Raw genomic sequence first — 19722 nt, 5'->3', positions numbered from 1 at the left:
CCAGAATGACGAGAGGGGGAAGAGACGCAGCCCACCAGTCTACGCCGGCCGCGGGCCGCTCACTCCCGGCCGCTCGGCTCCTGGGACCGCTCGTCCACCGGGCCCCGTCGCACCGCGCCCGGCGCGCTCCAGTTCTGTCGCCTGCGGGCGCGCTCCCGCGCCACCTCGGAGGACTCCAGCTGGTACGGGACCGAGGTCACCATCACCCCGGGGGTGAACAGCAGCCGCCCCTTGAGCCGCAGCGCGCTCTGGTTGTGCAGCAGGTGCTCGTACCAGTGGCCCACCACGTACTCGGGGATCACCACGCTCACCACGTCCCGCGGGCTCTCCCGGCGCAGCCCCTTCACGTACTCGACCACCGGGCGGGTGATCTCGCGGTACGGCGAGTCGAGGATCTTCAACGGGATGTTGATGCCGCGGCGCTCCCACTCCTTGCGCAGCAGCGCCGTCTCCGTCGCATCCACGCTGATGCTGACCGCCTCCAGCTTGTCGACCCGCATCAGCTTGGCGTACGCGAGGGCGCGCAGCGTGGGGCGGTGGACCTTGGAGACCAGCACGATCGCGTGCACCCGGGACGGCCGCACGCTGTCGTCGCTCGGCTCGTCGGCCGCGGCCAGCTCCCGCGAGACCCGGTCGTAGTGGCGGCGGATCGCACTCATCAGGGCGTAGAAGAACACCATGCCCAGCAGCGCCACCCACGCCCCGTGGGTGAACTTGGTCGCCAGGACCACCACCAGCACCAGACCGGTGAAGAAGGCACCGAACGCGTTGATCGCCCGGGAGCGGATCATGTGGCGGCGCTTGGCCGGGTTCCGCTCGGTGCGCAGATGGCGGTTCCAGTGGCGGACCATGCCGGTCTGGCTGAGCGTGAAGGAGACGAAGACGCCGACGATGTAGAGCTGGATCAGCTTGGTCGAGTCCGCCCCGTACACCCACACCAGCAGTGCGGCGGCGCCGGCGAGCAGCACGATGCCGTTGGAGAAGGCCAGTCGGTCGCCGCGGGTGTGGAGCTGGCGCGGCAGATAGCGGTCCTGGGCCAGTATCGAGCCCAGCAGCGGGAACCCGTTGTACGCGGTGTTCGCGGCCAGGAAAAGCACCAGTGCGGTCGCCGCGGCGAGCAGCACGAAGAAGAACGTGCCGTCGCCGAAGACCGCGGCGGCGACCTGGGAGATCACCGGGTTCTGGACGTAGTCGTCGCCGACCGGGACGCCGTTCTTGAGCAGGTCGTGCGCCGGGTTCTCGGACATCCGCACGTCGGACGCCATGGCCAGGCCGATGATTCCGCAGAACATCGTCACGGCCAGCACGCCCATCAGCGCCAGGGTGGTCGCGGCGTTCTTCGACTTCGGCTTGCGGAATGCGGGAACGCCATTGCTGATGGCCTCCACCCCGGTCAGTGCGGCACAGCCGGAGGAGAAGGCCCGGAGCAGCAGAAAGACTAGGGCGAATCCCGCGAGACCCGCTTCCTCCGCCTTGATCTCCAGATCGGCGGTGGGCGCCTTCAAGGTGTCGTCGAGGACGACGCCGCGGTACGCGCCCCAGGCGATCATGAGGAACACGCCGGCGACGAAGACGTACGTCGGGATCGCGAAGAGCTTGCCCGATTCCCGTACTCCGCGCAGATTCATCAGCGTCAACAGCACGATGATCGCGATCGCGCACAGGACCTTGTTCTCCACGACGAAGGGGATCGCCGAGCCGAGGTTCTCGACCCCGGAGGAGATGGAGACCGCGACGGTGAGGACGTAGTCCACCAGCAGGGCGCTGGCGACCGTCAGACCTGCCTTGGGGCCCAGGTTGGTGTTGGCGACCTCGTAGTCCCCGCCGCCGCTCGGGTACGCGTGCACGTTCTGTCGGTACGAGGCGACCACCGTGAACATCAGCACCACGACCGCGAGCGCGATCCACGGGCTGAAGGCGTAGGCCGAGACCCCCGCCACCGAGAGCACCAGCAGGACCTCGCCGGGCGCGTACGCGACCGAGGACAGCGGGTCGGAGGCGAAGACGGGCAGCGCGATCCGCTTGGGGAGGAGGGTTTCCCCGAGTCGGTCGCTGCGCAGGGCCCTGCCGATCAGGATGCGTTTGGGCAGGTCGGTCAGTTTGGACACGCAGAGGATCGTAAGCGTTCGATATGACCCCGGCCCACCCGCCGCCCGGGCCGGTGGCGGAATCTCCAACTCCGGCGGCCGCATCGGGTCCCGGCGTCCCGGCGACGACCGTGCATGTGTAGCTTTGGCCGCGGTCTGAGACCCTTTAATCCCCGAGACCTTTAAGTCTCGGTAAAAACTCGGAGGGCACTCCGGGGGATTGTGCCGCAAAGCACATAAAGTCCAAAAAACGAGTAAAGAATATGGACAGCCGGAAGGACGGTCGTGCACATCGTCATCATGGGTTGCGGGCGAGTGGGAGCCGCTCTCGCGCAGACCCTGGAGCAGCAGGGACACACGGTCGCGGTCATCGACCGCGACCCCACGGCCTTCCGCCGCCTGGGCTCCGGTTTCGGCGGACGCCGGGTCACCGGCGTCGGGTTCGACCAGGACACCCTGCGTGAAGCGGGGATCGAGGAGGCGGGAGCGTTCGCCGCGGTCAGCAGCGGCGACAACTCCAACATCATCGCGGCCCGGGTCGCGCGCGAGATGTTCGCCATCGAGAACGTCGCGGCCCGCATCTACGACCCCCGGCGGGCCGAGGTGTACCAGCGCCTGGGCATCCCGACCGTGGCGACCGTCCGTTGGACGGCCGACCAGATGCTGCGGCGACTGCTGCCCTCCGGCGCCGAGCCGCTGTGGCGCGACCCCAGCGGCGGCGTGCAGCTCGCGGAGGTGCACACCTCGCCGGCGTGGATCGGGCACAAGATCAGCAGGCTCCAGGACGAGACGGGCGTGCGGGTGGCCTTCCTGACCCGGCTGGGAGAGGCCGTGCTGCCGAGTTCGCAGACCGTGCTCCAGGAGGGCGACCTGGTGCACGTGATGATGCGCACGGACGAGATCGAGAAGGTCGAGGCGGCCTTCGCGGAAGGCCCCGAGGAGGGCGGTCACTGATGCGCGTCGCTATCGCGGGCGCCGGCGCGGTGGGCCGTTCCATCGCCGGTGAGCTGTTGGAGAACGGGCACGAGGTCCTCCTCGTGGACAAGGCGCCCACCGCGATCTCGGTGGAGCGGGTGCCGCAGGCGGAGTGGCTGCTGGCGGACGCCTGCGAGATCACCTCGCTCGACGAGGCCGCGCTCCAGCGCTGCAACGTCGTCATCGCGGCCACCGGCGACGACAAGGTCAACCTCGTCGTCTCGCTGCTGGCGAAGACGGAGTACGGCGTGCCGCGCGTCGTCGCCCGGGTGAACAACCCCAAGAACGAGTGGCTGTTCAACGAGTCGTGGGGCGTGGACGTCGCCGTCTCCACCCCGCGGCTGATGTCGGCGCTGGTGGAGGAGGCGGTGAGCGTCGGCGACCTGGTGCGGCTGCTGCGGTTCAGCCACGGCGACGCCAACCTGGTCGAGCTCACCCTGCCCCCGGAGTCGGCCCTCGCGGGCACCCAGGTCGGGGACGTGGCCTGGCCGCAGGACACCTCGCTGGTCACGATCATCCGCGGCTCGCGGGTGCTGACCCCGAGCCAGGAGGAGACCCTGGAGGCCGGCGACGAGCTGCTGTTCGTCGCGGCGCAGGAGCGCGAGGAGCAGCTGGAGGACCTGCTCTCCGTACGCAACTGAGCCTGAAGCCGCTGACGTACGGGCGGGGCCCCTCTTGGCAGAGGCCCCGCCCGTACGTGTGTCACTCGTCAGCCGCCAGCGGTGCGCTGCCCGTCGTCGTCCGGCCAGATGCCGATGTGGTCGGACTCCAGCTCCAGCATCACCCGGTCCTGCATGCCCAGCGCCTGCGTGTACTCCTTGGGGAGTTGCAGGCGTCCGGCGCGGTCGAGCATCGCGTACTCCCGCGCCACCACCGACTCCTGACCCGTCGCGCTGTCCACCTCGGTGCGGCGCAGGATCTCCGTGGACGTGCGGCCGTCCCGGATCGCGACGGTGCGCCGCACCTCGGAGGCGACCGCCTGGTCGTGCGTGACGATCACGACCGTGGTGCCCAGCTCCTCGTTCGCCCGGCGTAGCGCCGCGAAGACCTGCTCGGCCGTGTGGGAGTCCAACTCGCCCGTCGGCTCGTCGGCGAGCAGCACCGACGGCTCGTTCGCGAGGGCCACCGCGATGGCGACCCGCTGCTGCTGACCACCCGACATCTGGTGGGGCCGCCGGTCGCGGCAGTCCGCGACCTCCAGCAGTGCGAGGAGCGTCTCGATGCGCTGGCCCTTCGCCGCCCTCGTGGCCCGCGAGAACCGTCCGCCGCGGCCTTCGCCCCGGCCCCGCAGCTGCATCGGCAGCGCCACGTTCTGCGCCGCCGTCAGATACGGCAACAGATTGCGCGCCGTCTGCTGCCACACGAAGCCGACCACCTCGCGCCGGTACCGCAGCCGCTCCCGCGCGCCCATCGCGAGCAGGTCGCGCCCGGCCACGCTCGCCGCGCCGGCCGTGGGCTCGTCCAACCCGGCGAGGATGTTCATCAGGGTCGACTTGCCGCTGCCGGACGCGCCGACCAGCGCCATCAACTCGCCCTCGCGGACGAGCAGGTCGAGCCCTTGGAGGGCCTGCACCTCCACACCGTCCGTGGAGAAGATGCGCACCAGTCGGTCACAGGTGATCAGCGCGTCATGGCCGAACCGCGGACGGTCCCGACGGGCCGCAGCCCGCTCCTCCAACTCCTCCAGCGTCGCCGATGCCGACGCCGCCGACGCCGCCGATTCCAGCGTTGCCGGGTCCGTCGCCGCCGTACCCGTCGCGGGCCGTGTCATCGTGTGTCTCCCACTCTGAGTTCGGTCGTCGTCGTCCGTCGGGTGACCGCCCACGCCTGCGCCGCCGCGACGCCCGCGGCCACCAGGACCACCCCCAGCCCCGGCAGCAGCAGGCTGGCCGGGTCCGCGGCGAGTTCCACCCGTACGCCCGAGCTGAGCACGTCGCCCGAGGCGTGCGCCAGCCTGGTCAGGTCAATGCCGGGGGAGAGGACCAGGACCACCGCCCAGCCCACCAGCACCCCGCCCACCCCGGCGAGCAGGGTCCCCGGCAGGCTCTCCAGCACCAGCAGCCGTCGGCTCTGACGTCTGGTCAACCCCATGGTCCGCAGCCGGGCCAGCAGCGCCGTGCGCTCCGGAGCGGCCCGCAGCAGCGACAGCAGCAGGGCCAGTACGGCGTACCCCGCGGCAGCCACCGCCGCCACCGCGTAGACCCGTTCCGCACCGGTCTGGAGCGGGGAGTCGGCGAAGGCCGCGTACTCCTCGGAACGCAGCGCCACCCGGGCGTCGGTGCCGGCGGCGCGGACCGTGGCCCGCAGCGCGTCACCCTCTACCGAACCACCCGTGACCAGCAGCGTCGTGGGCTGCTTAGCCGCCGGAACTCCGGCCGCGTCGACCACGACGAAGTCGCCGACGGGCAGTGCGGGTGTCTCCGCGCGCACCGACGCCACCACGATCTGGAGCGGGGCGCTGGGCTGTCCCACGACGACCGGGTCCTCGCCCAACCGCTCCGCGACGCCCGGCGACACGATCGCGGGCAGCGGTGCGGCGTCCGCCGTGTCCTGCGCGTCCTTGCCGCCCTTCGCCCGCAGCGCATCGGCGTCGAAGGCACCGACCCCGGTGGACCGGGCGAGTCGGGCGTACGCGTCGGGGTCCACGGCGAGCAGCGTCACCCCGCCCGCGGCACCGGCCTCGGAACTGCCCTTCGCGTACCGCAGATCGAGGTCCAGCTCCCGGTACACGGCCACCACGCCGCGCACCCCCGGGACCTTCCGCACCGACTCCGCGAGCCCCGCCGGCAGTTCCGTGGCGGCCTCGACCCGGGCGTCCGCGCCCACCGACCGCACCGCCGCCCGCTCCCGGGCGCCGTCCACACCGGCGAGCACCGAACCGCCGAAGGCCGTCGTCGTCAGTGCCAACAACAGCGCCACCAGCGGCAGTGCGGAAGTCGCCGGCGCCCGCCCCGCCCGGGCCAGCGCGAGGAAGCCGACCGCGCCCCGCCGTCGGGCCAGCGGCCGTGCCGCGATCCGCAGCGGCAGCGGTTGCAGCCGTACGAGCACCAGCGCGGCGACCGTGCCGAGCAGCAGGGGCGCCGCACTGACCAGGTGGTCCACGCCCTGCGCCGCGCCGTCGTCGGTGCCCCGCCGGCGCAGTGCCACGACGGCGGCCACGGTCAGCGCCAGCAGGGTCAGCTCCGCCACGGTGCGACGACGGGAGGGCCGGGCGCCCACGAGATCGTCCCGGCCGCCGTGCGACCCGGGCTTGCGGTGCACGAGGGCGGCCCGCAACGGCAGCGCCGCACAGGCGACCAGGGTGACGACGGCCGCCCCGACCACGGCTGGCACCAGCCGCCCCTCGGGCACCAGGAGCACCGCGAGTGCGCACCCCGCGACCGCGGCCGGCACCACCGGCACGGCCACCTCCGCCAGCAGCCGCCCGGCCATCGCAGGCACCGACCCGCCGCGCGAGCGCACCAGCGCCAACTCGGCGTGCCGCCGGGCCGCGGCCAGCCCACCGGCCATCAGCAGGACGACCCCGACCACCCCGCCGACCCCGAACGCGGCGACCGCGACCACCGGGGCCACGGCGGACCGCAGCTCCTCGTACCGCGCGAGCAGCGCGTCCACCTCGGTGTCGGCCTCCACCTCCGGCGAGATCGCCTCCCGCAACTCGCTGAGCACCGGCCCGGACTCGACCGTGGAGACCGCCGCCTTCAGCGCCGACAGCTCCGTCACCCGCAGCCCGCTCGGGTCGAGCGCGAAGCGCCAGTACGCCTCCACGTCGGGGCTCACCGACAGCAGCGCGGGTGCGGCCTCGGGCGCGAGCAACAGGGCGCCGTGCCAGTACGGCTCCGGAGGCGGCCCCTCGGTGAACAGGGTCGTGGGCGTGCGCAACAGGGGCCGCACGGACCAGTACGGCTGCTCGGGCCCGCGCGGGTCGACGACGCCGGTGACCGTGACGGAGAGCGGATCGAGGTCGCCGCGGGGCACCCGGACGACCGTGCCGACCGCGATGTTCAGCTCCTTCGCCGTCGCCGCGGTCACCACGGCCTCGACCGCGGTGCTGCCCGGCGTCGCCACCGCTGCCTTCGGCAGCCGACCGGAGCGCACCGTGGAGTGCTCGGCCACCCCCGCGCCGGCCGAGAGCGTGAACACCGGCAGCCCGCCGTCCAGTCGGGTCAGCCCCGGGGCGCTGCCCTCCACCGGCCGGCCGGTGAACACGCCGTACGAGGACTGTCCCAGGTCCACGCGCAACGGCTGCGGCAGCGCGGCGAGGATCTTCCGCTGCCGCTCGGCCATCTCCTTCGGGCCCAACCGGGCGTGCACCGCCGGGTCCGCGGGGTCGAACGGCTGCGTGAGCACATCGCTGACCTGGAGCCCGTTCTGGTCCGCCGGTGCGACCCCGAGCGCCTGGCGCAATCCGGAGCCCTCGTACGCGTCGACGGCGCGCGGGAACGACGCCGCGAGGAACGAGCTGACCAGGGCGAGCAGCAGCAGCGCCACCGCCGCCCCGGGGGCGGCCCGCAGCCGCGTCCGTACCCACGGAGCCATCGCCCGCACCACCGGCTTCGCCCCGATCCCGGGCTCTCTTCCCACCTCAGGCACCCCCGTCGCCTCCGCGCCCGCGAAGGGCCTCGCCGGTCGTCTTGTCACGGCGCAGCGCCAGCGCCGCGACGATCGCCAACGGCACCGCCGCGACCCCGGCGACCACCAGCGCGACCTGTCCCGGCGGCAACTGCACCAGGGTGTCCGGAACGGGCCGGGTGGCCTGCCCGGTCAGCACGATCAACGGAACGACCGCGCGGGTGAGCACTGCCCCGAGCACCACCCCGATCGCCAGCCCCACCGCGATCAGCACGGACTGCTCGACGGCGAGCAGCCGGGTCAACTGGCGGCGCGGCGCACCGAGTCCCCGTAGCACGGCGAACTCCGCGGTGCGTTCGCGCAGCGCTCCCGCCGTCGCCACCGCGAAGCCGACCGCGGCGAGCAGCGCGGCGGCGACCGCGACAGCGGGCAGCGCCGAGCGCGGGCCCGCGCCCACCGGGTCGTCGTCCAGGGCCGTGACGATCTCCTTGCGAGTCTGCACCAGCGAGGGGTCGACCTCCGCGCGGTCGCGCAGCGCCGCCGCGACCTGCGCAGTGGCGCCGGGCTTGGTGTACAGCCACCACTCCGCCGGCGGCAGGGCCGCGCCGGGACGTTCGGCGAGCACCCGGTTGACCGCCCGCAGATCGAACAGCAGCGCGCCGCCGTCGGGGGACGGCCGGGCCTCGGCCCCACCACTCGCCCCGTCCGCGCCCACCGGTGCGGTGGTGGGCACCGCCCGCAGCACGCCGCTGATCCGCACCTTGATGTCACCGCCCTGCATCGGCACCTGCACCACCGAACCGACCTTCGCCCCGCTGGAGTCGAGGAACTTCCGGGTCGCCAACGCGGTCGGCACGGGGGCCGGCGCACGCTTCGCGACGACCCGCAGGGTGACCGTGCGCGGGGCGGACCAGGGTTCCTGCGATCCCGTTCCGGTGTGGTACGCCACGTCGATCGGGCGGCCGGGGGAGGAGCCGACGGAGGTGACGGCCGGCAGGGTCTCCCCCGGGGCCGGGGCGCCGGCGTTGAGCGCGGCCCGCGCCTGCCAGGTCAGCCCCTTGGGGGCGGTGACCGGCCGAGCGTCGCCGTCCGCCACCACGGCCCGCATCGCCCCGACGGTCAAGCGCTTGGGCGCGACCCGGTCCGGCGCCCCGGGCTCGTCGACCTCCACCGCCGTCAGCGCCAACGGGCCCGCCGGCCTGCCCGCAGGGGCCTCCGCCGCCTTTGCGAAGTCCACGGTCACGGGGTGCGGCCTGCCGTCCACGGGCACGTCGCCCAGCGGGATCCGGTACGGGACCCCGAAGCGGTCCTCCACCGTCGCCGTCGCGAACAGGCCGCCGTCGTCATCGTTGGCCGCGGCGAACCCGGCCGTGCCGTTGGGGCCGTCGTCGGCGGCGCTCAGGGTGACGTCCAGGACCAGGCGCTCGGTGCCGTCGGGCAGCACCACCCCGGCCCGCGCCTCCTCGCGCGGCGCCAACGAGCCCACCAGCCGGCGCGGATCCCCGTCCGCCAGGTCGTCGCGCACCAGCAGACCGGGCGCGGCGAGCCGGGTGTCGAGCGCCAACGCCGTCGCCTGCCGGCCCCCGGTGATGCCGAAGGTCTTGCGGGCCGCGGGCACGGCGGCGCTCACCCCGGGCACCCGGTCGTACACCCCGCCGCGCCCGAACGGCTCGGCCGCACCGCCCAGGACCCGTACGGGCGCACCCGCCTGGAAGTCCGCCTGGTCCTGCTGCGAGCGGTCCCACGAGGCGCCCTGGCCGATGGCCAACACCCCCATCGCCACCGCGAGCACCAGCAGCAGCACCGGCCCCGCGCCGCGCATCGGCCGACGGCTGAGCTGCCAGCCCACCAGCGACGCGGTCAGCCCCCGGCCGCGCGCCGCCCGGCGCTCCGCCAGCCGGGCCGCGAGCGGCAGCAGCCGCAGCGTGAGGACCGTACCGGCCAGCAGCGCCAGCGCCGGCGCCACCACCAGCAGCGGGTCCACGCCCAACTGCCCCGCCCGGTCACCGGTGAGCGCACCGCTGCCCGAGGAGCGCCGCTCCAACTGCCAGTACGCCACGCCCGCGACCGCGAGCAACGCGAGGTCGGCGCCGGCCCGCAGCGGACCCAGCAGCGCCCGGGCCCGCCCGCGCGGTCGGCGTACCCCGCCCACCACCACCGGCGCGACCACGGCAGCGGCGCACGCCAGCGCCGCGACCAGGCCCGTCAGCCACGTGAGGAGGGTCGGCGCGGTGTCGAGCCGCAGCCCGATCCGCCCGGTGGCGCCCCGGTCCGCGAGGAGAGCGGTCAGCGGGCCGGCGAGCAGGGGCGCGCACACGGCCGCCGGCAGCGCCAGCGCCAGGGCCTCGACCACCGAGAGCCGGACCAGCTTCCCGCGGGACGCCCCGCGGGCCGCGAGGATCCGGCTCTCCGCCGCCCGGTCGGTGTGCAGCAACCGCGCCACCAGCAGCAACGCATAGCCGGCGAGCAGGACCAGTTGCAGCGAGACGATCCACACGGTCGCGCGGGACACCAGCAGGGCCCGCTCCAACTGCCCGAGCGCCTGCGGCAGCGCCGTCCGGGCCACCACCCCGGTCTTCAGCCCCGGTTCGGCGCTCACCCGCTCCTGGCTCTGCTCCGCGGCCGACCGCAGCGCGTCCATCCCGTCGGTGCGCAGGGTCTGGAAGTCGGCGGTGGCCAACCAGGACCGCGGGCCCGGCGCGACCCGGCCCGACGCGAGGACGCCGGGGTCGGCGAGCAGCGGGCCGTACGTGGTGAACATTTCGGTGCGCACTCCGCGCCCGCCGAGTTCGTCCAGCCGCCAGTACGGGGCGTCGCGGTCCAGCGGCCGGTAGGTCCCGGTGATCCGCACCTGGAGCGGCGGCCCGCTCAGCCGGCTGGCGAGGGTGAGCACCCGCGGGCCCGGCGTCAGCGCCAGCCGCTTCGCGGCGGTCTCGGGCAGCGCGACCTCGATCACGCCGCCCGCCGTGCCGCCGGGGGAGGGCCAGCCGCCCGCCACGAGCCGCACCCGGGACCGCTCCACCGCGGCGAGCATCGTGAGGTCGGGTTCGCCCGAGCGGGCCGCGGGCTGCTGCAACGCGCGCGGCAGGGCGTACGGCGCCGAGCGCTCGAACCGCTCCAACGAGACCGGCAGTCCGTCGAACGCCTGCTCGGCGCCGCTGCGTACGCTCCGCTCCATGGCGGCGCGGTCCCCGGTGGGGTTGTCCGCGGTGACGACCAGCGCGGCGTCCGTGGCGTTCCTGGTGCGCAGGGAGTGCCGCAGCCCGGCGTCCTCCACGGCCCCCGCGAAGGCGACCAGCGCGGTCAGCACGGTCGTGGTCAGCAGGACCGCGAGCAGGGCGGCGGCCAGCAGCAGCCGGTGCCCCCGCGCCCGGTGGAACACAAAGCCCGTCACCGGTCTCCCCCTCGCACCCCTGCGGGCATCCCCCGAAAGTCTTTTCGGCAACGGTGTCAGACGGGGCGAGGGTGAAAGAACAGGTCAGCGGGGGACTTGATGAGATCGTGATCAACATCCGGTGCACGGACACCGAAATGCGAGCCGGGGGAAAGAGCCGGACGAGGCCGGGAAGGACTGACCGGCGAAGCCGGTGCCGTACCGGCTCGGCGGCTACTGGCTCTCGGCCGCCCTGGCCTTGCGCTCCTTCTCGGCCTGCTCCTCGGCCTCCATCTCCGCGAACACGTCGATCGGCGGCGGGGCCTTCGCCAGGAAGATCCAGGTCAGATAGACCGCCAGCAGGAACGGTGGGATCTTCAGCGCCACCAGCACCCAGCCGAGTTCGGTGGTGTCCGCCCACCAGTACAGCGGGAAGAGGATCGCGCACTTGGCGAGCAGGATCAGCCCCCAGGCCCAACTGGCCTTCGTGTACGCCTTCTTCCGGCCGGGGTTGCGGGTGCGCCAGGACAGGTTCTCCTTGAACACCGGCCCCAGCATGAGTCCGATCAGCGGCACGCCCGCCAGCGCGGTGGCGATGTACGCCACGGCGAGGCCGAGGGTGTAGAGCATGCCGGGCAGATAGAAGTCCTTGGCATTGCCCGTCATCATCGCGAAGACGACGCCGAAGGCGACCCCGAAGACACCGCTGAACGCGTGCTTCACCGTGCCCTTGAGCACCAGTCGGGCGGCGACGAGGACCAGCGCGAGCACGAGCGCGGCGATGGCGGACGCGTGCAGGTCCTTGTTGATCGTGTAGATCGTGACGAAGAGCAGGCCCGGCAGGACCGTCTCCACCATGCCGCGGATGCCGCCGAACGCATCGAACAGCGCGGCCTCCGTCACCGCCCGGACGTCGGCGCTGTCGACCGCCGCGGCCCGGCTCTCGTCCTGCTGGTCCTGCGGCGTGGGTGGGGTGGTGGTCGGCTTGTCGAAGGACGTCACCGGCTACTCCTGTCCGAGCGGTCGGAGTTCGTATTTGGGGTTGAACAGCACACGGCGGCCGTGACTCATGGAGATGCGGCCGGAGGCTATGAGCCTGCGGCCGGGCTCGATGCCGGCGATCGACCGTCGGCCGAGCCAGACGACGTCCAGCGGCTCCGTACCGTCGAACAACTCCGCCTCCAACGCGGGCACCCCGGCCCGCGGGCGCAGGGTGACCGTCCGCAACGTACCAGTCACTCGGACGATCTGGCGATCGCCGCAGTCGGCGATGCGCGTGCACCCGGACACCTGTGCGTCCTCGCGCAACTCGGCGGACTCCTGGTCCTGCCGGGTGGAGGACAGCCGGTCGAACATGCGACGGAGCCGGCCGGCGGGCTTCTCCGCGCGGTCAGCCGGCTCCGGACCGCTCCCGGATCGAGGTGCACTCATGCAGCAAGCGTACCGGCCGCCCCCGACAGCGGACCGGGGCCGGTACGGGCCGCCCCGGCACCCCCCGAAACCCCCGCCACCTGCACCGGATCGACGGTGCACCACCCCTGGCGGACACCGTCGGTGGCCGGTCGACTACCGCTCGAACCGGTAGCCCATGCCCGGCTCGGTGACGAAGTGCTGGGGGTGCGAGGGGTCCGCCTCCAGCTTCCGCCGCAGCTGCGCCATGTACACCCGCAGATAGTTCGTCTCCGTGCCGTACGACGGCCCCCACACCTCCTGGAGCAACTGCTTCTGGCTCACCAGCCGGCCGGTGTTGCGCACCAGTACCTCCAGCAGGTGCCACTCGGTGGGCGTCAGGCGTACGTCACGGCCGTCCCGGTGCACCTTCTTGGCGGCGAGGTCGACGGTGAAGCCCTCCGTCTCCACGACCACGACGTCGTCGTCACCGCCGCCGACCGGCTCCGCCCGGCGCACCGCGGCCCGCAGCCGCGCCAGCAACTCGTCCATGCCGAACGGCTTGGTGACGTAGTCGTCCGCGCCGGCGTCCAGGGCCTCCACCTTCTCGTCGGAGGTGTGCCGGGCGGACAGCACCAGGATCGGTACCCGCGTCCAGCCGCGCAGCCCCTTGATCACCTCCACCCCGTCCATGTCCGGCAGACCGAGGTCGAGCACGACGACGTCGGGATGGCGGGCGGCGGCCATCTGGAGCGCGGTCGCCCCGTCGGGAGCCGCGTCCACCTCGTACTTGCGCGCCTTCAGGTTGATCACGAGGGCGCGTACGATCTGCGGCTCGTCGTCGACCACCAGCACCCTGGTCATGCCGGGCCTGCCTTTCTGAACTTCGGTCGTCTCAGCACTTCGGTCGTCCCCGGGCCCCCGTGGCCGTCCCCGCTCCGTCTTCGCGTGCCGCGGGTCACGTGGTGACCTGCGCGGGAAGGTCGGGGGCGACCGGCTCGACGCCCGGCGCCGCCCTGAGGGTGAGGACCATGGTCATGCCGCCGCCGGGGGTGTCCTCGGCGCTCAGCGTGCCGCCCATGGCCTCCACGAAGCCGCGGGCCACCGCGAGCCCCAGGCCGACGCCGGCGCCGCGCGGTGCGTCCCCGTAGCGCTGGAAGGGCTCGAAGATGCGTTCCTTCTCGTCGTCCGGGACCCCGGGACCGCGGTCGGCGACCCGCAGTTCGACCCGGTCGCCCAGCGCGCTCGCGGCCACCGTCACGGGGGTGGCGTCGGGACTGTACTTGACGGCGTTCTCCACGATGTTCGCCACCGCCCGCTCCAGCAGACCGCGGTCGACCTTGACCATCGGGAGCGTTTCGGGGATGTCCAACTCGACGCTGTCGTCGGGGACGGAGACCAGCGCCATCGGCACCACCTCGTCCAGATCGGTCACCCGCATCAACGGGGTGACGGTACCCGTCTGGAGCCGGGACATGTCGAGGAGGTTGCCCACGAGATGGTCAAGCCTGTCCGCGCCGTCCTCGATGCCGGCCAGCAACTCCGCCTCGTCCTCCGGCGACCAGGCCACGTCGTCCGAGCGCAGCGAGGTGACCGCGGCCTTGATCGCCGCCAGCGGGGTCCGCAGGTCGTGGCTGACGGCCGCCAGCAGCGCGGTGCGGATCCGGTTGCCCTCGGCGAGCCGACGGGCCTCCTCCGCCTCGCCCACCAGCCGCTGCCGGTCCAGGACCACGGCGGCCTGTGCGGCGAACGCGGCGAGCACCCGGCGGTCCTCGGCCGGCAGCACCCGCCCGGACAGCGCCAGCGCCATGTGGTCGCCGACGGGCATGTCCACGTCGGCGTCCTCCGGCCGCACCACCGACCGCGGCCCCACGCTGCCCGCCGTCGTCCACGGGTCGACGTCGCTCTGGCGCTCCAGCAGCGCCACCGACTCCATGCCGAAGGTCTCCCGCACCCGCTGCAACAGGGCGTCCAGCGACGTCTCGCCGCGCAGCACGCTGCCCGCGAGGAAGGACAGGATCTCCGACTCGGCCCGCAGCCGGGCGGCCTGGTGGGTGCGGCGCGCCGCCAGGTCCACCACGGACGCCACCGCCACCGCCACCGCGAAGAAGATCACGATGGCGACGATGTTCTTCGGGTCGTACACCGTGAGCGTGTGCAGCGGCGGGGTGAAGTAGTAGTTCAACAGGAGCGAGCCGACGGCGGCGGAGGCGAGCGCCGGGAGCAGCCCGCCGAGCAGCGCCGCCATCACCGTGGCGAAGAGGAAGAGCAACACGTCGTTGGCGAGCCCCAGGGAGTCGTCCAGCGCGTTCAGCAGCAGCGACAGCAAGATGGGCGCGGCCACGCCGACCAGCCAGCCGGCGATGATCCGCGAACGGCCCAGGCGCGCGCCGCGGGCCACCGGCAGTCCCCGGCCCTTGCCCGCCTCGTCGTGGGTGACGATGTGCACGTCGAGGTCGGGGCCGGACTCGCGGGCCACGGTCGCGCCCACGCCGGGCCCGAAGATGTACTGCCACGTCTTGCGCCGGCTGGAGCCCAGCACGATCTGGGTGGCGTTCACCCCGCGCGCGAACTCCAGCAGGGAGGAGGGGATGTCGTCCCCGATCACGTGGTGGAACGTCCCGCCGAGGTCCTCGACGAGGGTGCGCTGGACCGCCAGCTCCTTCGGCGACGCCGACGTCAGCCCGTCGCTGCGGGCGATGTAGACGGCGAGGATCTCGCTGCCGGAGCCCTTGGCGGCCATCCGCGCCGCCCGCCGGATCAGGGTGCGGCCCTCCGGCCCGCCCGTCAGTCCGACGACGATCCGCTCGCGCGCCTGCCAGGTCGAGCGGATGTTGTGCTCGCCCCGGTACTGCTGCAAGTACTCGTCGACCCGGTCGGCCACCCACAGCAGCGCCAACTCCCGCAGCGCGGTGAGGTTCCCCGGCCGGAAGTAGTTCGACAGGGCCGCGTCGACCTTGTCGGACTTGTAGATGTTGCCGTGGGCCATCCGGCGGCGCAGCGCCTGCGGGGCCATGTCGACCAGCTCCAGCTGCTCGGCCCGGCGCACCACCTCGTCGGGCACGGTCTCCCGCTGCCGTACGCCGGTGATCGACTCCACGACGTCGCCCAGCGACTCGAAGTGCTGGATGTTCACCGTCGATATCACGTCGATGCCGGCGGCCAGCAGCTCCTCGACGTCCTGCCAGCGCTTGGCGTTGCGGGAGCCGGGCACGTTGGTGTGGGCCAGCTCGTCCACCAGGGCCACCGCCGGCTGCCTGGCCAGGACGGCGTCCACGTCCATCTCGGTGAAGGAGCCGCCGCGGTACTCCAGCTCCCTGCGCTGGATCTGCTCCAGGCCGTGCAGCATGACCTCGGTGCGGGGGCGGTCGTGGTGCTCCACGAAGGCCACGACGCAGTCCGTGCCGCGCTCCACCCGTCGGTGCGCCTCGGACAGCATGGCGTAGGTCTTGCCCACGCCCGGTGCAGCGCCGATGTAGATCCTTAGCTTGCCGCGTCCCATGGCCCCATTGTCATTCAGGAAGTCGTGCCCACGATGCGACGACGATACGGCGGGGGAACCGGACAAATCGGGTGGGTGCCGGGTGGGACCGGTGGTATTGACACAATTCTGATGGACGGAGGCCCACAGGTCACCGCCGTGCTCTGCGGAGCACGTCAGCGCTCGACGATCTCCCCGTCGCTGAGCTCCAGGACCCGGTCGGCGAGATCGAGCAGCTGGGCGTCGTGGGTGGCCACGAACGCGGTGACGCCCTCCGCGCGGACGATCGCCCGCAGCAGCTCCATCACCGAGAGGCCCGTCTCCGCGTCGAGCTGTCCCGTCGGCTCGTCGGCGATCAGCAGGGCGGGCCGGTTGGCGAGCGCCCGGGCGATGGCGACCCGCTGCTGCTGGCCGCCGGAGAGCTCGGTCGGCCGCTGGGCGGCGTGGTCGGCGAGGCCCACAAGCTCCAGCAGCAGCGCCACCCGCTCCTCGCGCTCCCGGGCCGGGGCCCTGCGCAGCCGCAGCGGGACGCCCACGTTCTCCGCCGCCGTCAGGATGGGGATCAGCCCGAAGGACTGGAAGATGAAGCCGATGCGGTCGCGGCGCAGCTCCAGCAGCCCGTCCTCGTCGAGCCCGCCGAGTTCGGTGCCGTCGATGTCGATCCGGCCCCCGTCGGGCGCGTCCAGGCCGCCGACCAGGTTCAGCAGGGTCGTCTTTCCCGACCCCGACCGGCCCTTGAGCGCGACGAGCTGGCCGCGCGGGATCTCGAAGGAGACGCCGCGCAGGGCGTGCACCGCGCCGGTCCCCGAGCCGTACGACCGGTGCAGGTCCACCGCCCGCACCATCGGCCCCTTCGCCGGGTCGTCGACGACCGCCGTGCCGCCGCTGCCCGCTGCTCCCGTGCTGCCGCCCATGGCTGCCCCCTCGTTCGTTCCCGTACGCCGTCCTCACACAGGCGTACGTGCGTACGTGCGTACGTGCGTACGTGCGTACGTGCGTACGTGTGTGCGTGCGGGCACAGTACGGGGTGAAAGCCGTGGGCCGCACCACCCCTCGACGGAGCAGTACGGCCCACGGAACGTCCACGGCGGCCCCGGAAGGCCGTGCGGTCAGCGCACCTCGGTGATCTCGGGGCCGCGCGCGAGCCGCCCCATGTCGCCGGAGAAGCGGGAGCCCTGCTCCTCCTGCTGGACGCCCTCGGGCACCATCTGCGCGTCCTCGGGCAGCTTCAGCACGATCGGGTCGCGGGGCGCCATCGGACCGTCGCCGCGGACCACGACCGTGTCGCGGAAGATCTGCTCCAGCAGGCCCGCGGCCTCGGGCTGCACCGCGCCCTGCCCGGAGATCACGCCGCGCAGGAACCAGCGGGGCCCGTCGACGCCGATGAACCGCACCAGCTGCACGCCGCCCGTGCCGTCCGGCAGCTGCACGGGCACCTGCGCCCGCAGCTCCCAGCCCAGCGGGCCCTCGACCTCGTCGATCACGCCGCCCTGCTGGGTGATGCCGGAGGCGATCTCCTCGCGGACCTCGCCCCAGATGCCCTCCTTCTTGGGCGCTGCGAACGCCTGGAGCTGCACGGCGCTGTCCCGCACGACCACGGTCGCGGCGACGATCGCGTCACCGGCGACCTCGACCCGCAGCTCCATGCCCTCGACACCGGGCACGAAGAGTCCACCGAGGTCCACCCGGCCCTCGGAGGGCTTGGAGACCTCGGAGAGGTCCCAGGGGCCGTCGGGCCGGGGTGCCGGAGGAAGGTTCACCCGCCCGCCGGTGCCCTCCTCGACGGCGCCGGACTCAGACTCGGACTCGGCCTCGTCGGGTACGTCGACGACCTGCTCGGTCCCGCGCGCTGCGTCCGCGTCCTTCGCGGAACCACTCTTCTTGCGACGTCCGAACACGTCACTGTCCTTCCCGGTCGGATACGACGGAAGCGTATCGATTCCCACCCGTTGAAACGTCCGTTGAGCCGTCCACCGCCGCATGACCGCCGGTGGACCCGAAGCCCCCCTCGGCCCGTGCCGAGCCGGGAAGCTCCGCCACCTCGTGGAAGCGCACCTTCTCGACCTTCTGGACGATGAGCTGGGCAATGCGGTCGAAGCGCTCGAACCGCACGCTCTCGCGCGGGTCGAGATTGACCACGATCACCTTGATTTCCCCACGGTACCCGGCATCAATCGTCCCCGGGGCATTCACGAAGGCTACTCCGCAGCGGGCCGCGAGGCCGGAGCGCGGATGCACGAAGGCGGCGTAGCCGTCCGGGAGGGCGATCGAGACGCCGGTGGGCAGGACGGCGCGCTCCCCGGGCGCCAGCTCGGCGGGCTCGCAGGTCACGAGGTCGGCGCCGGCGTCCCCCGGGTGTGCGTACGAGGGCAGCGGCACCTCGGGGTCGACCCGACGGATCAGCACGTCGAGCGGGTCGAAGGGGCTGGGCGTCGTGGACATCAGGGGTTCACCTCGAAAGCGCGGGCACGGCGGATCTGGTCGGGGTCGGCCATGGCTGCCTGGATCTCCTCGGCGCGGCCGTTGTCGATGAAGTGGTCGACCTTGACTTCGATGAAGAGCGCGTTGGCGCGCACGGCCAGCGGGCCGTCGGGGCCGCCGATCCGGCCCTCCGCCCGCGCGTATATCTTCCGGCCCGCGACCGCGGTCACCACGGCCTGGAGGAACAGCACGGTGTCCACGGGCACGGGACGGACGAAGTCCGTCTCCAGCCGGCCCGTGACGGCGATCGTCCGTAGCAGCCAGGTCAGCGAGCCCAGGGCCTCGTCGAGGGCGGTCGCCAGCACGCCGCCGTGGGCGAGGCCGGGGGCGCCCTGGTGGGCGGGGCGCACGGTGAACTCCGCGGTGATGCTCACGCCCTCGCCGGCGCGGGCTGCCAGGTGCAGCCCGTGGGGCTGCGCCGCGCCGCAGCCGAAGCAGTTCTCGTAGTGCGTGCCGAGCAGCTCACCGGGGGCGGGGGCCTCGGGGTGCCGGACCGGGGGGACGGCGTCGGCCGGCGGCGTCAGCGCGGGCGGCCGGGCAGCGGTACGGTCCGGGGTCTCGGGGGTCGACCCCGGTGGATTCGCAGTGCTCACAGGCGCAGACCTTACCCGCGGTTCACCAGCCGGCTCACGCGAGGCGCAGGCGTGCGCCCGCGCGCGCTTGCGCGCCCGTACGCGAGTGGAGGTGCTCGCACGCATGTGCGTACGCCAGCGCGCGCACGACCCCGTGCGCGCCTGCCCGCGCTGCCCATCGAGGTGCGTACGGGCGGGCCACCCGCCCCGATACCCCGGTGGGGCAGCGTGCCAAGCTTGTCCGCATGCAGCCCTCCGCACCGGCCCCGGCGCCGCGCTACGACGAACGTCTGACCGCCCCTCCGCTGTGGTGGGCCATCGCCGCCCTGCTGGGACTCTCGGGCGGGCTGGTCACCGCCCCGCTCGGGGTGCTGCCGATGCTGATCAGCGTGGTCGCGGTGGGTCTGCTCGCGGGCGGCCTCATCAGCTCGTACGGCTCCGCCCGGATCCGGGTGGTGGCGGGCTCCCTGGTCGCCGGGGACGCACGCATTCCGCTGACGGCCCTGGGGGAGCCCGAGGTGCTGGAGGCGGAGGAGGCGCGCGCCTGGCGTTCGTACAAGGCCGATCCCCGGGCCTTCATGCTGCTGCGCTCGTACGTGCCCACCGCGGTGCGGATCGAGGTCACGGACCCCGAGGACCCCACGCCGTACGTGTACGTGTCCACCCGGGACCCGAAGGCCCTGGCAGCGGCCCTGACCGCCTAGATGAATGAGTCCGATGTTTGTGCTGGCCGCGACCATGGCGAAGGGCGCCCGTTGGTCGGTGTGTGAAGACAAACCTGGACGCCCTTCT

The 19722-nt window shown here is 73.1% G+C and carries 15 protein-coding genes; 3 read left to right on the top strand and 12 right to left on the bottom strand.

Translation table 11 applies throughout. The features are described 5' to 3' along the window. Positions 1–59: 59 nt before the first annotated feature. Positions 60–2108, bottom strand: a complete 2049-nt coding sequence (locus AB0E05_RS27970) for an APC family permease (RefSeq protein ID WP_361968378.1) — start codon at positions 2106–2108, stop codon at positions 60–62. Positions 2109–2372: 264 nt separating this feature from the next. Here AB0E05_RS27970 and AB0E05_RS27965 point away from each other — a divergent pair, with 264 nt between their 5' ends. Beyond that, complete coding sequence (locus AB0E05_RS27965; protein ID WP_361968376.1) at positions 2373–3041, top strand: TrkA family potassium uptake protein; 669 nt, start codon at positions 2373–2375, stop codon at positions 3039–3041. Then, on the top strand, positions 3041–3703 hold the full coding sequence (locus AB0E05_RS27960; RefSeq protein ID WP_361968374.1) for a TrkA family potassium uptake protein: 663 nt from the start codon (positions 3041–3043) through the stop codon (positions 3701–3703). Before AB0E05_RS27965 ends, AB0E05_RS27960 begins: the two co-directional genes overlap by 1 nt. Positions 3704–3771: 68 nt before the next feature. Here AB0E05_RS27960 and AB0E05_RS27955 read toward each other — a convergent pair whose 3' ends face one another. From AB0E05_RS27955 to AB0E05_RS27905, 11 genes are all read right to left on the bottom strand, one after another. Continuing rightward, positions 3772–4833 (bottom strand): ABC transporter ATP-binding protein, encoded by a 1062-nt coding sequence (locus tag AB0E05_RS27955; protein ID WP_361968372.1) that lies wholly within the window; start codon positions 4831–4833, stop codon positions 3772–3774. Beyond that, a complete protein-coding gene (locus AB0E05_RS27950; RefSeq protein WP_361968370.1) occupies positions 4830–7646 on the bottom strand; it encodes an FtsX-like permease family protein in 2817 nt (938 codons plus the stop codon). Before AB0E05_RS27950 ends, AB0E05_RS27955 begins: the two co-directional genes overlap by 4 nt. A 1-nt stretch (position 7647) precedes the next feature. Continuing rightward, the gene (locus AB0E05_RS27945; RefSeq protein ID WP_361968368.1) at positions 7648–11028 is read right to left on the bottom strand and encodes an ABC transporter permease; all 3381 of its coding nucleotides are present in this window, start codon (positions 11026–11028) and stop codon (positions 7648–7650) included. A 213-nt stretch (positions 11029–11241) separates the two neighbouring features. After that, positions 11242–12009 (bottom strand): DUF3159 domain-containing protein, encoded by a 768-nt coding sequence (locus AB0E05_RS27940; protein ID WP_361968366.1) that lies wholly within the window; start codon positions 12007–12009, stop codon positions 11242–11244. A 3-nt stretch (positions 12010–12012) separates the two neighbouring features. Continuing rightward, positions 12013–12438 carry an OB-fold nucleic acid binding domain-containing protein gene (locus AB0E05_RS27935; protein ID WP_361968364.1) on the bottom strand — a complete coding sequence of 142 codons (426 nt, stop codon included), beginning with the start codon at positions 12436–12438 and terminating at the stop codon, positions 12013–12015. 135 nt (positions 12439–12573) lie between these two features. Further along, positions 12574–13260 carry a response regulator gene (locus AB0E05_RS27930; RefSeq protein ID WP_361968362.1) on the bottom strand — a complete coding sequence of 229 codons (687 nt, stop codon included), beginning with the start codon at positions 13258–13260 and terminating at the stop codon, positions 12574–12576. 94 nt (positions 13261–13354) lie between these two features. Further along, entirely contained in the window at positions 13355–15898 is a 2544-nt protein-coding gene (locus AB0E05_RS27925) for a sensor histidine kinase KdpD (protein ID WP_361968360.1), read from the bottom strand. 155 nt (positions 15899–16053) lie between these two features. Then, positions 16054–16791: an ABC transporter ATP-binding protein gene (locus tag AB0E05_RS27920; protein WP_361968358.1), complete on the bottom strand. Its 738-nt coding sequence runs from the start codon at positions 16789–16791 to the stop codon at positions 16054–16056. 195 nt (positions 16792–16986) lie between these two features. Then, positions 16987–17775, bottom strand: coding sequence for a DUF3710 domain-containing protein (locus AB0E05_RS27915; RefSeq protein WP_361968356.1), 789 nt, complete (start codon positions 17773–17775; stop codon positions 16987–16989). Position 17776: 1 nt separating this feature from the next. Continuing rightward, positions 17777–18319, bottom strand: coding sequence for a dUTP diphosphatase (gene dut / locus AB0E05_RS27910; RefSeq protein ID WP_361968354.1), 543 nt, complete (start codon positions 18317–18319; stop codon positions 17777–17779). Next, positions 18319–18882, bottom strand: a complete 564-nt coding sequence (locus AB0E05_RS27905) for a PaaI family thioesterase (protein WP_361968491.1) — start codon at positions 18880–18882, stop codon at positions 18319–18321. The genes dut and AB0E05_RS27905 overlap by 1 nt, the downstream gene beginning before the upstream one ends. A 293-nt stretch (positions 18883–19175) precedes the next feature. Between AB0E05_RS27905 and AB0E05_RS27900 the strand changes: the two genes are divergently transcribed. Next, positions 19176–19634 (top strand): DUF3093 domain-containing protein, encoded by a 459-nt coding sequence (locus AB0E05_RS27900; protein ID WP_361968352.1) that lies wholly within the window; start codon positions 19176–19178, stop codon positions 19632–19634. Positions 19635–19722: the final 88 nt, after the last annotated feature.

It is taken from the genome of Streptomyces sp. NPDC048057 (assembly GCF_040653095.1).
In the GTDB taxonomy this organism is placed as follows: Bacteria; Actinomycetota; Actinomycetes; order Streptomycetales; family Streptomycetaceae; genus Streptomyces.
The sequence above is the reverse complement of the archived record's forward strand: the minus strand, read 5'-3'. Positions and strand labels throughout refer to the sequence as shown.

Excerpts from the sequence above, each read along its gene's own strand:
- dut (WP_361968354.1), bottom strand. The coding sequence starts at position 18,319 with ATGTCCACGACGCCCAGCCCCTTCGACCCGCTCGACGTGCTGATCCGT.
- AB0E05_RS27955 (WP_361968372.1), bottom strand. The coding sequence starts at position 4,833 with ATGACACGGCCCGCGACGGGTACGGCGGCGACGGACCCGGCAACGCTG.
- AB0E05_RS27960 (WP_361968374.1), top strand. The coding sequence starts at position 3,041 with ATGCGCGTCGCTATCGCGGGCGCCGGCGCGGTGGGCCGTTCCATCGCC.
- AB0E05_RS27935 (WP_361968364.1), bottom strand. The coding sequence starts at position 12,438 with ATGAGTGCACCTCGATCCGGGAGCGGTCCGGAGCCGGCTGACCGCGCG.
- AB0E05_RS27930 (WP_361968362.1), bottom strand. The coding sequence starts at position 13,260 with ATGACCAGGGTGCTGGTGGTCGACGACGAGCCGCAGATCGTACGCGCC.
- AB0E05_RS27925 (WP_361968360.1), bottom strand. The coding sequence starts at position 15,898 with ATGGGACGCGGCAAGCTAAGGATCTACATCGGCGCTGCACCGGGCGTG.
- AB0E05_RS27920 (WP_361968358.1), bottom strand. The coding sequence starts at position 16,791 with ATGGGCGGCAGCACGGGAGCAGCGGGCAGCGGCGGCACGGCGGTCGTC.
- AB0E05_RS27900 (WP_361968352.1), top strand. The coding sequence starts at position 19,176 with ATGCAGCCCTCCGCACCGGCCCCGGCGCCGCGCTACGACGAACGTCTG.